Origin of the sequence: Pseudomonas sp. Irchel s3a10 (genome assembly GCF_900187525.1) — a bacterium.
In the GTDB taxonomy this organism is placed as follows: Bacteria; Pseudomonadota; Gammaproteobacteria; order Pseudomonadales; family Pseudomonadaceae; genus Aquipseudomonas; species Aquipseudomonas koreensis_G.
Genome location: NZ_FYDR01000006.1, coordinates 465,805 through 485,170, shown reverse-complemented (window position 1 = coordinate 485,170; position 19,366 = coordinate 465,805). Strand labels below are relative to the sequence as shown.

Sequence of the window (19,366 nt, the reverse complement as noted above, 5' to 3'; positions counted from 1 at the left end):
AACACATCGAACCGAACCGCGGCAGCAAGATCACCGTCCGCTACCAGCTCTGGCGCCATGCCACAAATGAGACCAGCCTCTCGAATCCATTGGTGTTCACCGTGGGCGTCGCGCTGGAACTGCTCGCCCCTTCGATCAAGGAAAACAACGGCGACAGCGCACTCAACCCGCTGCTGGTCAGGGACACCTTGACCATCGTGGTGCCGGACAACAGCGCGTTGCTGCCAACTGATGAAATCATCGCCACTTGGACTGGCGCACAGGGTACGCCCGCAGGCGGTTCGCACACCTCTGTTCCTCGGCCGCTGGGCAGCAACCGGGAGTTTGCGATTCCGAATAGTGTGGTCGCGTTCAACCTGAACAAAGATGTGAAGGTGTCCTACGTCGTCATCCGCGACAGCAAGCCGCTGCCGTCCCTCGTCTTTGATTTGACTGTGTTGAACATGCCGCAGAATGAACTGCTCAAACCGATCATCAAGGACGCGGACAACGACGGCGAAGGCCCGGAGTTCAACGTAGGGAATCTGACCAGCAATGCCACCTATCGCATGGGCGTCTGGCCGTTGATTGCCACAGGCCAATATGTCTGGCTGCGCCTGAAAGGGACGAACGCTGATGGCAGCGACTACAACCTGCAGATCCATACGGCACCAGGCTCAATGGTCAGCGATAAGTGGCTCGATCAAGGTTACTACGAGCGGAGCATCGCTTTTGCAGGCTTGAGAAACCTTAAGGATGGCAGCCCGTTGACCATGGAGTTCAAAGCCGCGTTCGGCAAGAGCACGGATGAGAGCGAGGCGGTGGTCTTCCCTGTGCGTACCTATACCGTAAAGGCGATTCATGAGGCAGAACTGACATTTATCAACCAGCCCTATTTGAAAAAATATAACGACCTGGTCGAGGACATCGTCCTGAACTCAAGTACGACTCAAGGCGTGCCTGTTCCGAATGAAAAAATCACCCTGAACCTGCCAGCAGGCTTCACCTATGCCGACAACGGCAATGGTTCCCGTGACTTCTGGACTGACAATAACGGTATGCTGACCGTTAGTGGTGTGAAAGCCAAAGGAAACCCTGGAACTTACAATTTGATCGCTGTTAGCGGTACTAAAACTGCCACGGCGAGGCTGACGATTGTTGGATATACGGAGTTGGTTGCACACAATTCGAGCGCAAAAAATATTGCCATCACGGCGGACGGCTTGCGTGTTTTGACCGTTGATAACTCATACTCCGTCGGGCTCTACGATGCGGTGAACCTATCACAGATTAAGACAACCAGAATCGGTGACTACCCCACCCACGCTGCCATCACGCCGGATGGCTCACGAGCTTTTATTACAAGTCGGAACATACTCTTTGTCATCGACATGTTGAATCTGTCAGTGATTAAAACCATTGGCATTGAGACGATCCCCTACCCATTCGGGGTTGCCATCACACCAGACGGCGCACACACCTTTGTTAGTGCATTCAACGGAAGTTCAGTCAGCGTCATCAATGTACAGAGCTTGTCAGTGATCAAAACAATATTCACAGGGGCGAATAGTCGACCCTCCGAGATTGCAATCACGCCAGATGGCAAGCAGGCTTTTGTTATCGATAGCCTCAACCAATCTGTCTCGATCATCGATACGAAGAGCTACTTGGTGACTAAGACCATTGCGCTTTTGACCCAGGGCAGCTTGACGAGCATAGGCATCACTCCAGACGGCCTGTATGCGTTTATTGTTGCTAGTGCCGCAAATAAGGTAGTAGTAATCGATGTGCCAAGCCAGTCGGTGAAAAAGAACATTAGCGTGATGCGAGGTTCTAAACATATCGCCATCGCGCCGGGCGGCCGACACGTATTTCTGACTTCGCATGACACCTTTAGTGCTGTTTCGGTCATAGATACGGTAAGTCTGGAAGTAATATTAGACGCTCACCTCCCTGCTATGGGCGTGATGGGAATTGCCATCACGCCCGACGGTACACGTGCCATTGCCTGTAATAACAAATACCTGACGGTCATAGCTGCGGGATAAGCCAAGAGATAAAAAAGGCTATACCAATGTCTTTCTTGAGAAGGAGGACCTTCTATACCTATATCAGAACTAGACACAATCGCGAGCAAGCTTACGCCTACAGTTTCTTTTGTCGGGCACATAACCTGTGACCAACGCAGATCCACTGTGGGAGCGGGCTTGCTCGCGAAGAGGCCAGAACTGTGAGCGCCTATTCCTTGGGCACAACATTATCCAGCGCCTGATTCACCGCCAACTTTCCCAACATCACCACCTGCGCGATACCCAACACCGTGTTGCGACTCGGCCCCTCCAGCGTTCCGGCGAAATCGCCGAGCATGACCGTGGCTGAGGCCAGGGATTCGCAGGCGTTGGCCAGCAGGGATTCGGTGTCGGTTTGTGGGTTGACCAGGAACATGCTGCTGGGGGTGTACGGCGTTGCCATGATGTTCGCGGGCGCGAGGTAATGGTCGAGGGCGCGTTCGGCGGCTTCGTGGAGTTTTCTTGAGTTGAGGGATTCGTAGGGTGATAGCGGGTCTGTGACTGGCGGATTGGGTGGGGTTTCGGACATCAGATGGAACTCCGATCAAAGTACTTTGAAAGAATGACTCCCTGTAGGAGCTGCCGCAGGCTGCGATCTTTTGATCTTGTTTTTTAAAAGCAACATCAAAAGATCGCAGCCTTCGGCAGCTCCTACAGGGGACCGGGCAGTTAGTTCGGCACGCGGCGGCCGTCCAGTACCCGGTTGACCATCAGTTCACTGAGCATGATCACCTGATGCAGCATCAGCATCGCCCGGCGCTGTGAGTGGTCGCCGGTGTCGCCGATATCGCGGGCCATGTCGCTGGCGGCGGCCAGGGATTCGCAGGCTTCGACGAGCAACGTTTCTTCGTCCACGGTGGGGTCGATGAGGAAGATTCTGTTCGATTGGCGTGACGAGGCTGAAGGGATCGAGATCTTCAGTGCGCCGGGGTTGAGGTAGAAGTTGATGGCGCGGTCGGTTGCCGCTTTTATCTTCTGCGGGTCGAGGGCTGGGTCGTACGGGATCGAGGTGTCCGGGGGGTTGGGTGTGGCTTTGAACATGGATGTACTCCTATTGCAGTTCTTCAGGAGCCATCACTCTCGCTACCAAACGAGGGGTGGTGGCCATACGCGGGTTGGTAGACCGGCTGCAATAGGAACCCGGCGCTCACGAGTGAGCCCCACGCATGACCACCATAAAACCGAGCCCCACAAAGGGACTGCAAAGGTGTTGCCATACAGCTATTACAGACGGGCTACCAAACCCGATCACTGATTTTCAGTGACAGGGAAACGATATAGCCCGGCCCATAGCCGTGTAAGCCGGCGGATTCTGGCGTACGCGTAGGTAACGGCGCAAGGCGTTGTAGCCTGTATGGCGTAACGGTTCGTGTACTTTAAACGTGGTTGCGGGGTTATGTTTATGTGCGGCGTTTGCTCTGTTGTTTTGATTTTGTCTGGCAGGCCGCTTTCGCGAGCAAGCCCGCTCCCACAGTTGGAATCAGTGCATTCAGGTGGGAGGTTGGTCGGTTGGCAGGCCGCCATCGCTGGCAAGCCAGCTCCCACAATTTGACTGAGTGCATTCAGTTTGGGATTGGTTGGCTGGTAAGCCGTCTTCGCCAGCAGGCTGGCTCCCACAATTAGACTGAGTGCATTCAGATGGGGGTTGGTCGGCTCGCAGGCTGGCTCCTACAATTGGATCGGGTGTATTCAGTTTGGGATTGGTGGACTTTGAGGCCGTCATTGCTGGCAAGCAAGTTCTCACAGGTTCAGGCAGTGGGTGGGCGCAGCACCAGTGCGAACAGCTCGCCATGCCCGGTCACATTGAGCTTGTGATATAGATTGCGCCGATGCACCTTCACCGTCTCCGGCGAGATGCCCATCTGCTGGGCGATGGCCTTGCTGGAAAAGCCTTGCAGAATCAGCCGCGCGGTGTCGACTTCACGGGTAGTCAGGCGTGCATCGAAGCGATCGAGCAGCGTCGCCAGATCCCCCGCCACTGGCTCGACGCCGGTCCCTTGCGGCGGCAACAACTGCACATGGCGACGCATCGCCGCCAACACCCAGTCGCGCACACACAGCAGGCGGCCCTGCTCGGCCAGATCGAAAGTCGTCGAGCGCCCCAGTGACAGGCCAAGCACACCGCTCTCGACGTTAATCATGAACTGCAACTCGTCCTCACCGACCACCGAGCGAAAGTAGCTCTGGTAATACTCGCTGTGCAGAAACTGGTCCGGCGCCACCGAGGCCAGGCTGTGCAGGCCGTCGGCGATGCCGGTCGAGGCGGTTTGGTAGAACGGATCGAGCAGGTACATCCCGGCGCTGTAGCTGGCCAGTTCTTCCTGCTCGTCGGCGCGGCCCTTGCTGTCGAAGTCGATCAGCAATTGCGGTGCCTGCCCCGCCTTCATCAGCGCCACCAGCGCGTTGTCCAGCGGCACCAGCAGGCGCAGCGTGTCGACCAGCGCGCGCCAGAAACCGTCCTGCCCAACCGTGGCAAACACCCGCGCCAGACTTTGATGCACCGGCAACTCCTGCAACAACGCGTCCACGCTCTACCCCTTTTGAGTAACCCATGATGGGAATGGGTCAGGCGTGCCCGCCCCGATAGGCTGAGCACTCCTGTCAATCACCGGCCTGCCGCAGGCCAGGAGTGCCGCATCATGCGTTGTCGTCGTGGCTATATCAACCGGGGCATCAACCTTGGCCTGCTCGCCTGTTTTGGCGTCGCATCCGCCGCCAGTGCCGCCGACGCGCCGAGCGTGCACGTCTACAACTGGTACGACTACATCGGCCCCAATACCCTGGCGGACTTCAAGCGCGGCAGCGGCATTCAACCGGTTTACGACACCTTTGACAGCGCCGAAGTGCTCGAAGGCAAACTGCTGACCAGCCGCAGCGGTTACGACGTGGTGGTGGCGAGCAACTTCAGCCTGCCGACCCTGATCAAGGCCGGCGCCCTCGCCCCGCTGCCGCGCGATCAACTGCCGGGCTGGAACAATCTGGACAGCGATCTGCTGAGCAAACTGGCCAACAACGACCCCGGCAATCAATACGCCGTGCCGTACCTGTGGGGCACCAATGGCATCGGCTACAACGTCGACAAGGTGCGCGCCGCGCTTGGCGACAAGGCGCCGCTGGATTCGTGGGATCTGGTGTTCAAGGAAGAGAACCTCGCCAAGCTTGGCCAGTGCGGGGTGGCGATGCTCGATTCGCCGTCGGAGATGCTCCCGGTGGCCCTGCACTACCTCGGGCTGCCGCCCAACAGCACCAAGCCCGAGGACTATCAGAAAGCCGAAGCGCTGCTGCTCAAATTGCGCCCGCACATTGCCTACTTCAACTCGTCGAAATTCATCAGTGACCTGTCCAACGGCAACATCTGCGTGGCGGTCGGCTGGTCCGGGGCGATGCTCGAAGCCAAAACCAACGCCGAGCAGGCCAACAACGGCGTGAAGATCGCCTACAGCCTGCCCAAGGAAGGCGCGCCGGTGTGGTTCGACACGCTGGTGCTGCTCAAGGATGCGCCGAACCGCGCTCAGGGTCTGGCGTTCATCGACTACCTGCTGCGCCCGGAAGTGATCGCGCCGGTCAGTGATCACCTGTCGTACCCCAACGGCAACCGCGCCGCCACCCCACTGGTGGCTGCGGCCACGCGGGATAACCCGGCGGTGTATCCGTCCGCGGCGGCGATGGCCACCCTGTACACGCTTGAGCCGCTGCCCAAAGCCATCGAGCGCGTGCGCACGCGGGTGTGGAGCAAGATCAAGAACGGTCAGTAACCCCAACACATTTCCCTGTGGGAGCGAGCCTGCTCGCGATGGCGTCTTTGAATTCAACATCTTTGTTGATTGGCTCACCGCAATCGCGAGCAGGCTCACTCCTACAAGGTCCGTGAGTCCTTCAGATTTTTACAGAGAGACAAAACATGAAACCTCGTGCCCGTGACCTGAACATCCGCATCGGCCAGTTGCAACCCGGCCCGCTCAACGCCATCACCGACGTTCCCGGCGTGCGCGTCGGCCACAGTAACGTGCGTGGTCGCAGCGACAGCGGACGTGACATCTGCACCGGCGTCACAGTGATCGAACCGCGTCGCGGCTCGACCAACCAGCAACCGTGTTTCGCCGGCGTGCATGTGCTCAACGGCAATGGCGATGCCACCGGTCTTGAGTGGATTCGCGAGGCCGGACTGCTGACCAGTCCCGTCGCCTTCACCAACACCCACAGCCTCGGCGTGGTGCGCGATGCGTTGATTGCGCTGGATCGTCAGCAGCAACCGGACGATGGGCGCCTCTACTGGAACATGCCGGTGGTGCTGGAAACCTTCGATGGCTTGCTCAACGACATCAATGGTTTTCACGTCAAACCCGAGCATGTCGCCGAGGCGCTGAGCTCAGCACATGACGGCGCCGTTGAAGAAGGCGCCGTCGGCGGCGGCAGCGGCATGATCTGCCACGAATTCAAGGGTGGCATCGGCAGCGCGTCAAGGCGTTTGAGCAGCGCTCAGGGCGGTTGGACCGTGGGGGCGATCGTGCAGGCCAACCACGGCATTCGCAGCGAGTTGCGGGTCGACGGTTACCCGGTGGGGCGCTACATGGAGCAGGTAGATTCGCCGTTCCTGCGTGCTTCACTGCCGCATCCGGGCATGGGCTCGATCGTGGTCTGCCTGGCCACCGACGCGCCGCTGCTGCCGCATCAATGCACGCGTCTCGCGCAACGCGCCAGCCTCGGTCTGGCGCGCAGCGGCGGCGGCAACGAAGACCACAGCGGTGACATCTTCATCGCCTTCGCCACCGGCAACGAACACGTGCCGCCCGCCGCCTACGAGGGCAAAGGCGCGCCGACCTGCGACGGCTTGCGCATGGTCAACAATGACCACATCAGCGAGCTGTTCCTGGCCGCCACCGAAGCAGTCGAAGAAGCGATCATCAACGCCCTGCTCGCCAGCGAGAGCACCGAGGGCAACGGGCATGCGGTGCCGGGGCTGGATTCGGAAACATTGCTCGCGGCCCTCGCCAAGGCCGGCTGGCCCGGATCACGCTGACAAAACCTGTAGGAGCTGCGGCACGCTGCGATCTTTTGATGTTGCTTTCAAAAGTCAAAAGATCGCAGCGTGCCACAGCTCCTGCAGGAGGTGAGATTCAGGTGAACATCTGGGCGCCGATGTGCCGTGCCGTCTGCAGATGCTCCTGCGGATCACGCACCTCCGACTCCACCATCAGAGTCGAACTGACCACTGTCGCCCCGCTGTAATCGAAAATCCCGTGTTCGATCTGCGCCTTCATCGCCGGGCCATAACCGTGGCGTTCGTATGCGCGTTCATCGGCCCCTGCAAGGCCGACCAGATGCACGCGCAGGCGCTGCAGCTTCTTCACATGCTTCAGGTCGCCAGCGAAATCGAACGCCCAGCCGTTGCTGAACACCCGATCAATCCAACCCTTGAGCAACGCCGGCATCGACCACCAGTACACCGGGAATACCAGCACCAGGGCGTCGGCCCGATCTATCCGTGCCTGTTCCGCCAATACGTCGGCTGGCGGCCGCGCTTCACGGTGATGCACGGCGAAATCCGCTGCGCCGAACACCGGCTGAAATCCCTCGGCGTACAGATCGGCGATTTCTCGGGTATTGGTAGGGTTGGCGCGGGTCAAGCCCTCGGCAATCTGCGTTGCCACGCTGTGAGTCAGCGAACGCGGTTCGTGATGCGCCACAACAATCAATGCGTGCATGGTCATTCTCCTGTAAGTTTGCGCTGACCAAGGGCTATATACTCTTGGTAAGTTACGAACAGTAAGTTACGTTTGGTATATAAGCGATGTCAACCAAAGAAATAACCGAAGCCGATCCCCCTGCCCAACCACGACGTCGCCTGTCGCGCGAAGATCGCAACCGCCAGTTGCTCGACGTCGCCTGGCAGATCATTCGGGCCGACGGCACCGATGCCCTGACCCTGGGTTATCTGGCGGACAAGGCCGGGGTGACCAAACCGGTGGTCTACGACCACTTCACCACTCGCTCGGGCTTGCTCGCGGCGCTGTATCGCGACTTCGATACTCGCCAGACTGCGGTGATGGATGCAGCGATCGACCAGTGCCCACCAACGCTGATCGACACCGCGACGGTGATCGCCACGGCGTACGTCGATTGCGTGTTATTGCAGGGCAATGAGATTCCGGGGGTAATTGCAGCGCTGGGCAGCACGCCGGAGCTGGAAAAGATCAAGCGCGACTACGAGGCAATCTTCCTCGAAAAGTGCCGCAGTGTGCTGCAACCGCTGGCTGCTGGCGGGGAAATCACCCAGGCCGGTTTGCGCGCGATGCTCGGTGCTGCCGAGGCATTGTCGAATGCTGCCGCCAGCGCTGAAATCAGTGCCGGGCAAGCGAAGGACGAATTGTTCGCCACCATCATCGCGATGGTGGAACGGGCCGCCGCCCGTGCGACTAGCGGTACTTGAGTCAGCCTCCGCGCGTTCCCATGATGAAGGTACGCAGGCGCTTGACTCCTGAGCGACTGCGTAGGGAACGGGTGTTCTGAACCCCAAATCAAGCCTGTTCCCTGTTTCATGCGCAGCTTGAGCCTCATGGGCTCTACTTCTCCCCATCAAAGAGCCTTGAGGCTCTTTTTTTGTCCGTTTTTTGCTCCGGACTCAGTGCAGCGTCAGGCGCTGACGGACAAATTCTTCGACGTGACGGGTAGTTTGATCCAGATGCCGGTCGCGCTGTTTTTCGGCATCGAGCATCGCGCGCTTGCCGTTTTTCTGCAGCAGGTAGGTGTGGATCTGCTGCACTTCCAGCGAGCGATAGATCGGCGTGGTGTCGATGAAACCGCGCAGGCCGTTGCTGCGGTAATGCCGGGTGCTCATCAGCACCTGGGTTTCGCGTGCGCCAATCACATCGAAGCCCAGCGCCTCGAAGTACGGCACCTTGCCGACGCTGCAGGTGAGTTCGGCATGCGGATAACGCGCCACCATCTCGCCAATCATCGCCCGCGCCACGCCTTGACGCCGATAGCCTTCGCGCACGGCCATGTAGGCGACGCTGCACGCTTCCCAATCGCCCTGCACCGGCAGATACAGGAGGAAACCGGTGACCTTTTCCGGATCATCCTCGGCGGTCGCCACCAGCAATTCCACCTCGGTGCCCTTCTCGCCGTTCAGCGCCTCCAGATACAGATGCACCTCATAGCCGACCGCGTACTGATAGACGTTGTACAGCAGATTGCTCGGGCCAAGACCGACCGCGCTGATGTCGGTGAGGTAATCGACTACCAGTTGCAGAATCTGGCTGTTGACGCTTTCGGGGCATGGGGATTTGTAGTGGGTGATGCGTGACATGACAGCTGAACTCCGGCGGAAAACCGCGACATCATACCGTGTCCCGACGCCCGCTTTATGTAGGAGCTGCCGCAGGCTGCGATCTTTTGATCTTGTGTCTAAAAAACCAAAAGATCGCAGCCTGCGGCAGCTCCTACAGGGAGGATGGTGGTTGACCTGAAGAAAATTTCATCCTGCGCGGACCGGATCTTTCGCCGATCTGGCGTCCAATTCTTCAACTGCGTTCACTTTTTCACGCAGGCCTTGAGGAGTTGTCATGAGCGTTTTGCGTTCACTGTTCAAATGGCGAAAGACCCTGCTGCTGGTGCCGATGACGCTGGCGGCGCTGGCCAGCGCGCCGGTGTTTGCCCAGCAGGTGGTGATTGTTCAGCAAGCCCCACCACCGATGCGCATGGAAGTGATGCCCGGCGCGCGTCCCGGCTATGTCTGGGATCAGGGCCACTGGCGCTGGGAAGGACGCGGTTATGTGTGGATGCCCGGCCACTGGCAACCGGTGCGCCATGGTGCTCACTGGCGGCCGGGGCACTGGCAGGCACGCGGGCCGAACTGGTTCTGGGTTGAAGGGCGCTGGGCCCGTTGAAACCGCCTCGCCTGCCAACTTCATCTATCGGGAACACCACCATGTCACGAACCTTGAAAACCCTGCTCGCCGCCTCACTGGTCGCGATCACCCTGTCGGGCTGCATTGTCGAACCGGTACGGCCGCATCGGCCACCGCCGCCGGTGGAAGTCGTGCCGGTCATGCCAGCACCCGGTTATCACTGGGTCGCCGGTCACTATCGTTGGGATGGACGTGAGTGGCGCTGGGCGCCGGGACACTGGCGCGCGTATTGATTGCCAGCGGTGGCGTCACTGTTGTGGCGCCACCACCTTGAAGGTGATGGCAATATCGTTGGATACCACTGTGTCCGCCCACTCCCCCGCACCAAGTCCGAATTCGTTGCGATTGAGCACCAGTTCGCCGTCGAAAATGCCGATCGCGCTGTCCGGTTTCAGCTCGACCGGCACCTGCACCTCCCGGGTGATGCCTTTGACGGTAAGCTGGCCGGCGACCAGATAGTGATTATCTGCCACGCGGGTAAAACGGCTGGATACGAACACCGCTTCGGGAAAGCGCTGGGTATCGAACCACGCCGGTTTCACCAGCTCGGTATTGGCGTCGTCGCTGCCGGCATTGATGCTGGCCAGGTCGATGTGCAGCGTGGTGTGGGCGTTGGCGAGGTTGTCGCTGTCGAACTGCAGCGTCGCGTCGAACTTGCCGAAGGTGCCATAAACCTGATTGCCGAATTGCTTGTAAATGAAGCTGATCTTGCTGGCGGTAGTGTTGACGCGATTGTATTCAGCGGCCTGCGCGCAGGTCATGACGCACAGGCCGGTGAACAGTGCCACAGCGGTGAATCGGGCACGCATTGGATTCTCCGGACAGGGCAAACCTTCGAGGCCTCGATTGACTTAAGCAAACAACCGGCGAATGCGCCATGTCATTTGTCTGCCGGTGTGGTTCAGGCCGGCGTCTCGACGCCTTGGGCTTGAACGCTCTGCCGCTGCCCGCGACGCAGCCGATGACGCAGCTTCAACGCCGAGCGTTCGACGCAGTAGTAGGAAACCCCGCTCAGCGCAAAGGCCAGCACCAGTACCGCCACCACGATGTGGGTGTCGTAGGCAACCGGCCAGAAACCGCGCAAAAAATACATCACCACAAAATGATTGAGGAACACTCCGTAACTGATGTTGCCGAGAAACTCGTCAACCCGGTGATATTTGAATCGAGTCAGCAGATACAGCGCAGGGATGCCCAACGCGATACCCAGGCTCACCTCCGCGTTGAACGGGCGACGTTCGATCAGCCCCGCCATGATCGCGACGAAGAGCAACCCTGCCAGCACCGCTGTACCAGCGGCAATTGCCACCCCTTTGGCCTGAGACCGATACAGATAACTGCCGCACAGGAAGATAAAAAGTACCCCGGGCAGCAACCGGTAACCGTAGACATCCGTGTTGAGGTAACCCAGACACGCCAGCATGAAAATGCCGACCGAGAGCACAAATGCAGCGCCCCGCAGCTTGAAAATCAGCAGGAACGGGATCACCAGGTAGAAACACATCTCCAGACCGAGCGACCAGGCCGGAGGGACAATTTCGGTTCCCGCGACTCCGAACATGTAGAAGCCGAGCGGCAGCATGAGCACGCTGCTGGCGATCGTTTTGAGCGTCAGCTCCGCCGCCTGAGGAGTGCCGGGCAGAAGGAAATGGATCACCGTACAAGAGAGGACGAAGTAGAACAGGAACTGCGGGTACAACCGCAAGGCCCTGTCCACGTAGAACAGGCCGATTTTCCCGGGGACACTGTAGTTGCGCTCGATCAGCGAAGTCATGACAAACCCGCTGATGATCAAAAAGGAGATGACCGCGACCACTCCCGGATTGAACCCTGCGACCGTCTTGCCCATATGAGAAACGGCGACCAGAACGGCCAGCAACAGACGGAAAGCTCCCATCGATACCCTCAAGCATCCTTATTGTTATGGCGGGTAAGCTACGACGCTTTGATCGACAATGCCAGCGACACGAAAAAGGGCCGCCCCGGGACGACCCTCTTTGTTCGTCAGACCAGCCGCTCGATCTTCTGATGCTGCCAGACCAGTTTGTAATACAGCGTCTGCAACACCAGCATGCCCAGATACGCCACCGGGAACGCCATCCAAACGCCCTGCAAACCGTACTGACCGTCCAGCCAGTAAGCCGCCGGCAACTGCACGCCGACCACACAGACAATCGCAATAATCACCGGCACCAGCACCGTTCCGCTGGCGCGCATGATGCCGCCGATGATCGCCTGGAAACCGAACACCAACAGGCTCCACAACATGATGTGCAGCAAGTGCTCAGCCATCGCCCGGGTCGAATCTTCGGTCAGGAACAATCCCAGCAACCAGTGCGACAACAGGTAACCGAGCACGATCAAACCGCCGGTCAGGCACACGTTGATCAACAGCCCGGTGCGCAGGATCGCTGCCAGGCGCTGCAGTTGCCCGGCACCGATGGCCTGGGCGCCAAGAATCGATGCGGTGATCGCGATCGACAGCGCCGGAAACTGCACGTAGTTGACGATCTGCGTCACCGCGCCATAGGCCGCTGTCGCCTGCGAGCCGTGCTGGTTGACCAGCGCCAGAATCACCAGCTCCGACAGCGACAACACAATCATCTGCACCCCGGTCGGCAGGCCGATGCGCAGCACTTTGCCGAGAATCACCGCGTCCAGCCGCAGCGCCGCGAAGAACTCGCGGTCCGGTGCCAGCGCATGTTTGTTGCGAATCAGCCGCCACGCCAGCCATGCCATTGCCGACAGGTTACCGGCCAGACCCGCGTAGGCGGCGCTCTGAATGCCCAACTGCGGCAGACCGAACCAGCCGCGAATCAACGCCGGGGTCAGTGCCAGCCCGACCGAGGTCGACACGATCAGCGCCAACAGTGGCGACACGGTATCGCTGACCCCGCGCAGCAATTGCGTGAACAGCACAAACACCAGCATCGACGGCAGAATCCACATCATCACGTGCGCATACGCCACTGCGTCGTCCAGGACATCCGCCGGCGTCCCCAGCCCTTGCAAGGCCTGCCGCGCAAACACGCTGCCGAGTACCGCCGCCAGCAAACCGATCAGCCCCCCCAGCAACAGCGTTGCCCCGGCGATCGCCTTGACCATGTGCGCTTCACGCGCGCCCCACGCCTGACCGATCAACACCCCGGCGCCCGCCCCCAGGCCGATCACCAGCGCGATGAAGAAAAAGATCACCGGAAACATCCCCGACACCGCCGCCAGCGCCTGCGTACCGAGCATCTGCCCGATGTAGATGCTGTTGACCGTGCCCGACATCGATTGCAGGAAGTTGGACAACACCATCGGCGCAAGGAACAACAGGTAGGTTTGCCAGAGCGGTTTGATGGTGCTGGGGGTTTGCATTGAGGATCGTTCTCGGGGTGGGAGATGCGAGGGATATTACGCTAGATGGGCGGGATAAAGTCGGTCGACATCGCCTCTGCTCAAGGCTTAAATGTCGGCACTATTTTTTGTGGAACGCGCCTGCCCATGACTCCGTTGCGAAATGCTCTGACCTGTTCCCTGCTGGTTCTTTTCAGTCACATGGCGCACGCCGACGAGCCCCCTGCTTCCTCCGAAGCATTGCGTCCTTTGCTGACCACCCTGAACGAACGCCTGAACATCGGCGACCTCGTCGCCCTGACCAAATGGGACAGTGGCAAGCCGATTCAGGACAGCCCGCGCGAAGCCCAGGTCATCGCCAATGCCCGCACTTTGGCGACCGAATACCAGCTCGACCCCGAAGACGTCGCCCAGTTGATCGCTGCACAAATGGAAGCGAACAAACTGGTGCAGTACGGATTGCTCGCGCAATGGCAAGCGGCTGGTGTGGCGCCAGACACCCCGCGACCGGATCTGGCCAAGCAGATTCGTCCGCGCCTGGATGAATTGCAGACCCGCCTGCTGCGCCAGTACGCCGACTTCGCGCCGCATCGCCGCGACCCGAATTGCCCGGTCTGGCTGGCCAAGGCTCGGCAGGGTCTGACCCACGACGCACTGCATGATCTGGCCCTGACCCGCGCCACCGGCGAGCTATGTATTCGGGTGCAGAAGCTCTGAATCAGGCGTTCCGGCTTACATCGCTGGCGTCGATAGTCACCATCACGCCAATGAAGTTCTCATAAAAAATCCGCGGCGTAACATCAGCTCCATACCAACCCAATACACCCCGGAGCACACGATCATGAAACGCCAAACCATCCTCGGCATCGCTTTCTCGGTTCTTGCAGTTAACGCTTTTGCAGCAACACCCGCTCACACCCAGGTCGCTGAAGGCGGCTCGGACAAGTTGATTGAAAGCCGTCTGGCTGAAGGTGGTTCTGATCGTTTGCTGGAACGCCGTGTTGCCGAAGGTGGCTCGGATCGTCTGCTGGAACGCCGTGTTGCCGAAGGTGGCTCGGATCGTCTGATGGAGCGCCGCGTTGCCGAAGGTGGCTCCGATCGTCTGCTGGAGCGCCGCGTTGCCGAAGGTGGCTCCGATCGTCTGCTGGAACGCCGCGTTGCCGAAGGTGGCTCGGATCGTCTGCTGGAGCGCCGCGTTGCCGAAGGTGGCTCGGATCGTCTGCTGGAACGCCGTGTGGCCGAAGGTGGCTCCGATCGTCTGATGGAGCGTCGGGTTGCCGAAGGTGGCTCGGATCGTCTGATCGAAAGCCGCAATGCCTGAAACAACGGTTCTGAAGCAGTCAAAGAAAGCCCGGCCTGATCAGCCGGGCTTTTTCATTTCGTCGTTTGCAGCCGTGGTTCTTTTCAACAACTCGCGTCGGAAACGATCTTGCCACGCAGAGCATCGGCGAAACTTCCGACGGTGCTTATCCGAAGCGACCGACTGGCAGCCCGACGCTTAATGCGCATACCATGCGGCCACAACGTCCAAACAGAATTTGCCTGCCCATGCTCAAAGCCAGTCTGCGAAGCCACCTGACCCTCTGGTTCGCCGGTTTGTCCCTGCTGACCCTGGTGAGCGTCGGCTTATATGTCGGTCATATCGCCACCGAACAGACGAAACAGGTCAGCGGCAATTCATTGCTCAATACCGCGCGTTCGGCGGCGACGCTGCTCGGTGACCAGTTGCGCGAACGCCAGCTCGAGGTTTACCTGCTCAGCCGTGCGCCGCATCTGGAACGCGGCGATCTCGACAACCCGGCGATTCTCAAATCGATGCAACTGCGCACCCAGGCCCGGGCCGAGTATGCGTGGATGGGCGTGACCGATGCCGACGGCCATGTGCATCAAGCGGTCAACAATTTGCTGGTCGGGCAATCGGTACAGCAGCGGCCATGGTTCCAGGCTGGCTTGCGGGGTGAGTACACCGGTGACCCGCACGAAGCGGTGTTGCTGGCCAAACTGCTGCCGGGAACGCCCAACGGCGAACCGCTGCGTTTCATCGATTTCGCCGCCCCGATCCGCAACGCCGACGGCCAGGTGGTTGGCGTGCTGGGGGCGCACGCGCACTGGAGCTGGGTGACGCGTATCGTCGAATCGGCAGCGTTCTCGCATAAAAATGCATCGCCGGATATCGAAGCGCTGATCATCGATCATGACGGCAAGGTGCTGTACCCGGAAGCATTGATGGGCCAACAACTGGCGGTGAATGTGTCGAAGTTGCCGGGCTGGTCGGTCGGCAACGGTTACCTGACCAGCATGGTCACCGTACCGACGCCTTCGAGTACTGCGCTGTCCTGGTCGATTGCCGTGCGCCAGCCACTGGACACCGCTCTGGAGCCGGCGCGCCTGCTGCTCTATAAATTGTTGTTGCTGGGTGTGGTCGCCGCCGTGGCATTCGGGCTGGTGGCGTACTATCTGGCGCAGTATCTGAGCCGGCCGATCGAGCAACTCGCGCACTCAGCCAAACAGGTGCAGAACCAGCAGCCCGGAGCACACTTCCCGCTGCAGCACCCGGTGCGGGAAATCGCTCAGCTTGGGCAGTCGATCGACGCCATGACCCAGTCGCTGCTGGCCAAGGAGCGCGAACTGCAGGAAGCCAACGCCTCGCTGGAAGCCACCGTCGCCCAGCGCACCGCCGCTCTTATGCAAGCCAATGCCGAACTGTTGAACCTGGCGACCCACGATGCCCTGACCGGTGTCTACAACCGTCGCCGCTTCGACGAAAAACTCAGCGAATACAGTCTGCTGTTCCGTCGCACCGGGCGACCGTTTGCCCTGCTGCTGATCGACGCCGATCACTTCAAGCGCATCAACGACACCTACGGCCACGCGATTGGCGACGACGTGCTGCAGCAATTGGCGCAACTCATTCAGGTCAGCGTGCGTGCCACCGATTTCGTCGCCCGTTACGGCGGCGAGGAGTTCGCCGTATTGCTACCGGAAGTCGCCCAGCCTGATACACCGGAGGTGGTCGCGGAAAAAATCCGTGTCGCCGTGGCCCAAGCGCACTTTGCCGACATCGGCCAGGTCACGGTGAGCATTGGCGTCGCGCTGGCCGACCCGGCGGACAACAGCCACACAATGCTGATCAAACGTGCCGACCAGCAGTTGTATCAGGCGAAGGCGGCGGGCCGTAATCAGGTGGCTTGATCGGCCCTCTTTGACTTCGCAAATGCCGTTGGCCTGGTTTGCCGGGCCGGCCGAGCAAAATCTTTAATTGGGGAACTGCTGCAGATACGCCAACAAATTATCGATCTTCTCCTCATCACTCAGCCCCCAGAAAATCATTCGTGTGCCCGGCACCACGCCCTTTGGATCTTTCAGATACGCGGTCAGCGTTTCTCGGTCCCAGGTCTTGCCCGAGTTTTTCATCGCCTCGGAATACACGTAATTGGCCGAGGTCCCGGCCGCTCGACCGATAATGCCGTTGAGTTGTGGGCCGAATCCCGAACGCGCATCCGGGCCAACCTGGTGGCAGCCGCCGCACAGGCGCGGGAAGATCTTTTCGCCGGCTTGCGGATCGCCTGCGGCGCGGGTGGTCGAGCTGAACAGTACGGCGGTGGCGGTCAAGGCAAGCAAGAGTGCAACGGTGTTTTTCATCTAAGGTTCCGGAACGGCTTGAATCTGGCTGCGCAAGGGTAACATCTGTCCCCCCGGGCCTCGTTTTACAGGTAAGCGGCAATGACCTTCCTGACGGTGGTCAAGGCCTGCCGCAACACATCCATTTCCACCGAACCCAGGGCCAGTCGAATCGCATGCGGCACATGCGCCGATACGGCGAACGGCTCGGCAGTGGTGACCGAAATCTGCTTCTGCATCAGCTCCACCACAATCTGATCGGCACGCACGTCTTCCGGCAAGGGCAGCCACAGGAAATACGAGTTTGGATGGGCGACGCACGGCAACCCTTTGAGCAACTCGGCAGCCAGCGCCTGGCGCGCCTGAGCATCGTGGCGTTTTTGCGCTTCCAGCTCGATCACGGTGCCGTCGTCGAGCCAGCCACAGACAATCGCGGTCATCAGTCCCGGGGTGTTCCAGGTGGTTGCGCGGATCACCCGCTCCAACGCAGGAACATGGGCCGCAGGCGCAGCAATGAAACCGACGCGCAGGCCGGTGGCGATGTTCTTCGAAAGGCCCGAGACGTACACCGTGCGCTCAGGCGCCAGGTCGATCAGAGGTCGCGGCGGGTCTTCCACCAGAAAAGCGTAGGCCGCGTCTTCGATAAGGGTCAGATCATGCCGCCGCGCGATGGCAGCCAATTCTTCGCGCTGCTCGATTGGCATCACCCAACCAAGCGGGTTATGCAGGGTCGGCATGCTGTACACCGCACGCACCGAGCGACTGCGGCAGAGCTTATCCAGCGCGGCCAGATCCGGCCCCTGCTCGTTGACCGGGATCGCCACCACTTCCAGATGCAACGCCTCGGCCAGCACTTTGAACCCGGAATAGGTCAGCGCATCGGCGGCGATCACATCGCCGGGCTTGAGCAACGCCATCAGCGTCACCGCCAGCCCCTGCTGGGCGCCGTTGACCAGCAGCACTTGCTCGGCGTCGACGCTGACACCGCGACTGAGCAAATGGCGCGCGACCGAAGCCCGTTCGTGGGCCCGGCCGGCATGGGGCTGATAGCGCAACAACGCTTCCAGATCTCCCGACAACGCCAACTGGCGCAGTGCGGTGCGCAACAGTTGCGTCTGACCGGGCAAGGACGGGTAGTTGAAATTGAGGTCGATCATGCCGACGGCCACGTCTTTCTGGTCGATGCCCTGCCCCGGCGACAACGAGGTTTCGCGCACGAAGGTGCCGCGCCCGGTTTCGCCGCTGACCAGCCCCATGGCTTCGAGTTCGGCGTACACCCGCGAGGCCGTGACCAGTGCCAGCCCTTCCTGCGTGGCCAGTTGCCGGTGTGTCGGCAGGCGGGTGCCGGGCGCCAGACGTCCGGTGCGAATGTCGGCGGCGTAAGTGTCGACGAGGGTCTTGTAACGAGAGCGGGACATGTCGGGATGTATCCATGACAATTTTTTGATTGTCCTGATTCTCGATCATAGGATTCTCTCAAAGCAACCCACAATGAGTGTGAATCGTATGGAAAGGACTTCAAACGTGAGCAACCCGGCACTGGAAAAAACCAGCGGCTGGATCAATGGCTTTATTGGCGTGGTGTGCTTCAGCGGCTCGCTTCCGGCTACACGCCTGGCAGTGCTGGAGTTTGACCCGGTGTTTCTCACCGTCGCGCGCGCCGCCATTGCCGGCGTGCTGGCCGTTGCCCTGTTGTGGTTGTTCCGTGAGCGGCGACCGTCCAGGGATCAGTGGTTTTCGTTGCTGATCGTGGCATTGGGCGTCGTGCTCGGCTTCCCGCTGCTGACGGCTTTGGCATTGCAGCACGTGACATCGGCGCATTCGATCGTCTTTGTCGGCTTGCTGCCATTGGCCACTGCGCTGTTTGGCGTGTTGCGCGGTGGCGAGCGTCCGCGCCCGGTATTCTGGTTCTTCTCGATCCTCGGCAGTGCTCTGGTGGTGGGGTTCGCCTTGTCACAGGGACTGTCCGCCTCGCCCACCGGTGACCTGCTGATGCTGGCCTCGATTCTGGTCTGTGGTCTGGGTTATGCCGAAGGCGCAAAACTGTCGCGCACCCTGGGTGGCTGGCAGGTGATCTGTTGGGCGCTGGTCTTGTCGCTGCCCCCGATGGCAATCGCGAGCCTGTGGCTGGCCCCGCCGTCGTTCAGCGGCATCAGCGTGTCGGCATGGGTCTGTCTGGGCTACGTTTCGCTGTTCAGCATGCTGATCGCGTTCGTGTTCTGGTATCGCGGCCTGGCCCAGGGCGGGATTGTCGCGGTTGGTCAACTGCAGTTGCTGCAACCGTTTTTCGGCCTGGCGCTGGCAGCGACGCTGCTGCATGAGCAAGTCAGCATCGGCATGCTGGTGGTGACGGTGGGCGTGATTCTTTGTGTGGCCGGGGCGAAGAAATTTTCCCGATAGTCATCTTTGGCATCGCCGCTGTGGGAGCGGGCTTGCTCGCTCCCA

At 60.1% G+C, this 19,366-nt stretch carries 19 protein-coding genes and 1 pseudogene; 10 read left to right on the top strand and 10 right to left on the bottom strand.

The genetic code is table 11. From position 1 onward, the window contains the following. Positions 1 to 2,027: pseudogene (locus tag CKW11_RS28575) on the top strand (YncE family protein); the annotation flags it as partial. Positions 2,028 to 2,217: 190 nt separating this feature from the next. On the opposite strand, the gene CKW11_RS20225 reads toward CKW11_RS28575, so the two are convergent. The 3 genes from CKW11_RS20225 to CKW11_RS20215 all read right to left on the bottom strand — a co-directional run bounded on the left by CKW11_RS20225 (position 2,218) and on the right by CKW11_RS20215 (position 4,576). Then, positions 2,218 to 2,577 (bottom strand): DUF6124 family protein, encoded by a 360-nt coding sequence (locus CKW11_RS20225; RefSeq protein WP_095139043.1) that lies wholly within the window; start codon positions 2,575 to 2,577, stop codon positions 2,218 to 2,220. 140 nt (positions 2,578 to 2,717) lie between these two features. Further along, entirely contained in the window at positions 2,718 to 3,089 is a 372-nt protein-coding gene (locus tag CKW11_RS20220) for a DUF6124 family protein (protein WP_095139041.1), read from the bottom strand. A gap of 707 nt (positions 3,090 to 3,796) precedes the next feature. Continuing rightward, positions 3,797 to 4,576, bottom strand: a complete 780-nt coding sequence (locus CKW11_RS20215; RefSeq protein WP_095139039.1) for a helix-turn-helix transcriptional regulator — start codon at positions 4,574 to 4,576, stop codon at positions 3,797 to 3,799. A gap of 111 nt (positions 4,577 to 4,687) precedes the next feature. Between CKW11_RS20215 and CKW11_RS20210 the strand changes: the two genes are divergently transcribed. Together CKW11_RS20210 and CKW11_RS20205 are read left to right on the top strand one after the other, a co-directional pair. Then, positions 4,688 to 5,803, top strand: a complete 1,116-nt coding sequence (locus CKW11_RS20210; RefSeq protein WP_095139037.1) for a polyamine ABC transporter substrate-binding protein — start codon at positions 4,688 to 4,690, stop codon at positions 5,801 to 5,803. 146 nt (positions 5,804 to 5,949) lie between these two features. Continuing rightward, on the top strand, positions 5,950 to 7,068 hold the full coding sequence (locus CKW11_RS20205) for a P1 family peptidase (protein ID WP_095139035.1): 1,119 nt from the start codon (positions 5,950 to 5,952) through the stop codon (positions 7,066 to 7,068). 97 nt (positions 7,069 to 7,165) lie between these two features. On the opposite strand, the gene CKW11_RS20200 is transcribed toward CKW11_RS20205, so the two are convergent. Further along, the gene (locus CKW11_RS20200; protein WP_095139033.1) at positions 7,166 to 7,753 is read right to left on the bottom strand and encodes an NAD(P)H-dependent oxidoreductase; all 588 of its coding nucleotides are present in this window, start codon (positions 7,751 to 7,753) and stop codon (positions 7,166 to 7,168) included. Between the two features lie 86 nt (positions 7,754 to 7,839). Between CKW11_RS20200 and CKW11_RS20195 the strand changes: the two genes are divergently transcribed. After that, a complete protein-coding gene (locus CKW11_RS20195; RefSeq protein WP_095139031.1) occupies positions 7,840 to 8,478 on the top strand; it encodes a TetR/AcrR family transcriptional regulator in 639 nt (212 codons plus the stop codon). Positions 8,479 to 8,670: 192 nt separating this feature from the next. On the opposite strand, the gene CKW11_RS20190 is transcribed toward CKW11_RS20195, so the two are convergent. Then, entirely contained in the window at positions 8,671 to 9,357 is a 687-nt protein-coding gene (locus CKW11_RS20190) for a GNAT family N-acetyltransferase (RefSeq protein ID WP_095139029.1), read from the bottom strand. Between the two features lie 256 nt (positions 9,358 to 9,613). On the opposite strand from CKW11_RS20190, the gene CKW11_RS20185 reads away from it, so the two are divergent. Together CKW11_RS20185 and CKW11_RS20180 are read left to right on the top strand one after the other, a co-directional pair. After that, positions 9,614 to 9,937: a YXWGXW repeat-containing protein gene (locus CKW11_RS20185; RefSeq protein WP_095139027.1), complete on the top strand. Its 324-nt coding sequence runs from the start codon at positions 9,614 to 9,616 to the stop codon at positions 9,935 to 9,937. A gap of 41 nt (positions 9,938 to 9,978) precedes the next feature. Next, on the top strand, positions 9,979 to 10,191 hold the full coding sequence (locus tag CKW11_RS20180) for a YXWGXW repeat-containing protein (protein ID WP_047601629.1): 213 nt from the start codon (positions 9,979 to 9,981) through the stop codon (positions 10,189 to 10,191). Positions 10,192 to 10,206: 15 nt separating this feature from the next. Here CKW11_RS20180 and CKW11_RS20175 read toward each other — a convergent pair whose 3' ends face one another. The 3 genes from CKW11_RS20175 to CKW11_RS20165 all read right to left on the bottom strand — a co-directional run bounded on the left by CKW11_RS20175 (position 10,207) and on the right by CKW11_RS20165 (position 13,321). Further along, positions 10,207 to 10,767, bottom strand: a complete 561-nt coding sequence (locus CKW11_RS20175) for a YceI family protein (protein ID WP_095139026.1) — start codon at positions 10,765 to 10,767, stop codon at positions 10,207 to 10,209. Between the two features lie 92 nt (positions 10,768 to 10,859). Next, a complete protein-coding gene (locus CKW11_RS20170; protein ID WP_095139024.1) occupies positions 10,860 to 11,855 on the bottom strand; it encodes an acyltransferase in 996 nt (331 codons plus the stop codon). Between the two features lie 107 nt (positions 11,856 to 11,962). Continuing rightward, entirely contained in the window at positions 11,963 to 13,321 is a 1,359-nt protein-coding gene (locus CKW11_RS20165; protein ID WP_095139020.1) for an MATE family efflux transporter, read from the bottom strand. Positions 13,322 to 13,447: 126 nt separating this feature from the next. Between CKW11_RS20165 and CKW11_RS20160 the strand changes: the two genes are divergently transcribed. From CKW11_RS20160 to CKW11_RS20150, 3 genes are all read left to right on the top strand, one after another. Further along, positions 13,448 to 14,017, top strand: a complete 570-nt coding sequence (locus tag CKW11_RS20160) for a chorismate mutase (RefSeq protein WP_095139018.1) — start codon at positions 13,448 to 13,450, stop codon at positions 14,015 to 14,017. 124 nt (positions 14,018 to 14,141) lie between these two features. Continuing rightward, a complete protein-coding gene (locus CKW11_RS20155; RefSeq protein ID WP_095139016.1) occupies positions 14,142 to 14,621 on the top strand; it encodes a phage infection protein in 480 nt (159 codons plus the stop codon). A gap of 227 nt (positions 14,622 to 14,848) precedes the next feature. After that, positions 14,849 to 16,492, top strand: a complete 1,644-nt coding sequence (locus CKW11_RS20150) for a diguanylate cyclase (RefSeq protein WP_095139014.1) — start codon at positions 14,849 to 14,851, stop codon at positions 16,490 to 16,492. 63 nt (positions 16,493 to 16,555) lie between these two features. Here the strand turns inward: CKW11_RS20150 and CKW11_RS20145 are convergent, their stop codons facing one another. After that, positions 16,556 to 16,942, bottom strand: coding sequence for a cytochrome c family protein (locus tag CKW11_RS20145; protein ID WP_095139012.1), 387 nt, complete (start codon positions 16,940 to 16,942; stop codon positions 16,556 to 16,558). A gap of 65 nt (positions 16,943 to 17,007) precedes the next feature. Then, positions 17,008 to 18,339 (bottom strand): PLP-dependent aminotransferase family protein, encoded by a 1,332-nt coding sequence (locus CKW11_RS20140; RefSeq protein ID WP_095139010.1) that lies wholly within the window; start codon positions 18,337 to 18,339, stop codon positions 17,008 to 17,010. An 88-nt stretch (positions 18,340 to 18,427) separates the two neighbouring features. Here CKW11_RS20140 and CKW11_RS20135 point away from each other — a divergent pair, with 88 nt between their 5' ends. Continuing rightward, the gene (locus tag CKW11_RS20135) at positions 18,428 to 19,321 is read left to right on the top strand and encodes a DMT family transporter (RefSeq protein ID WP_095139008.1); all 894 of its coding nucleotides are present in this window, start codon (positions 18,428 to 18,430) and stop codon (positions 19,319 to 19,321) included. Positions 19,322 to 19,366 lie beyond the last annotated feature (45 nt).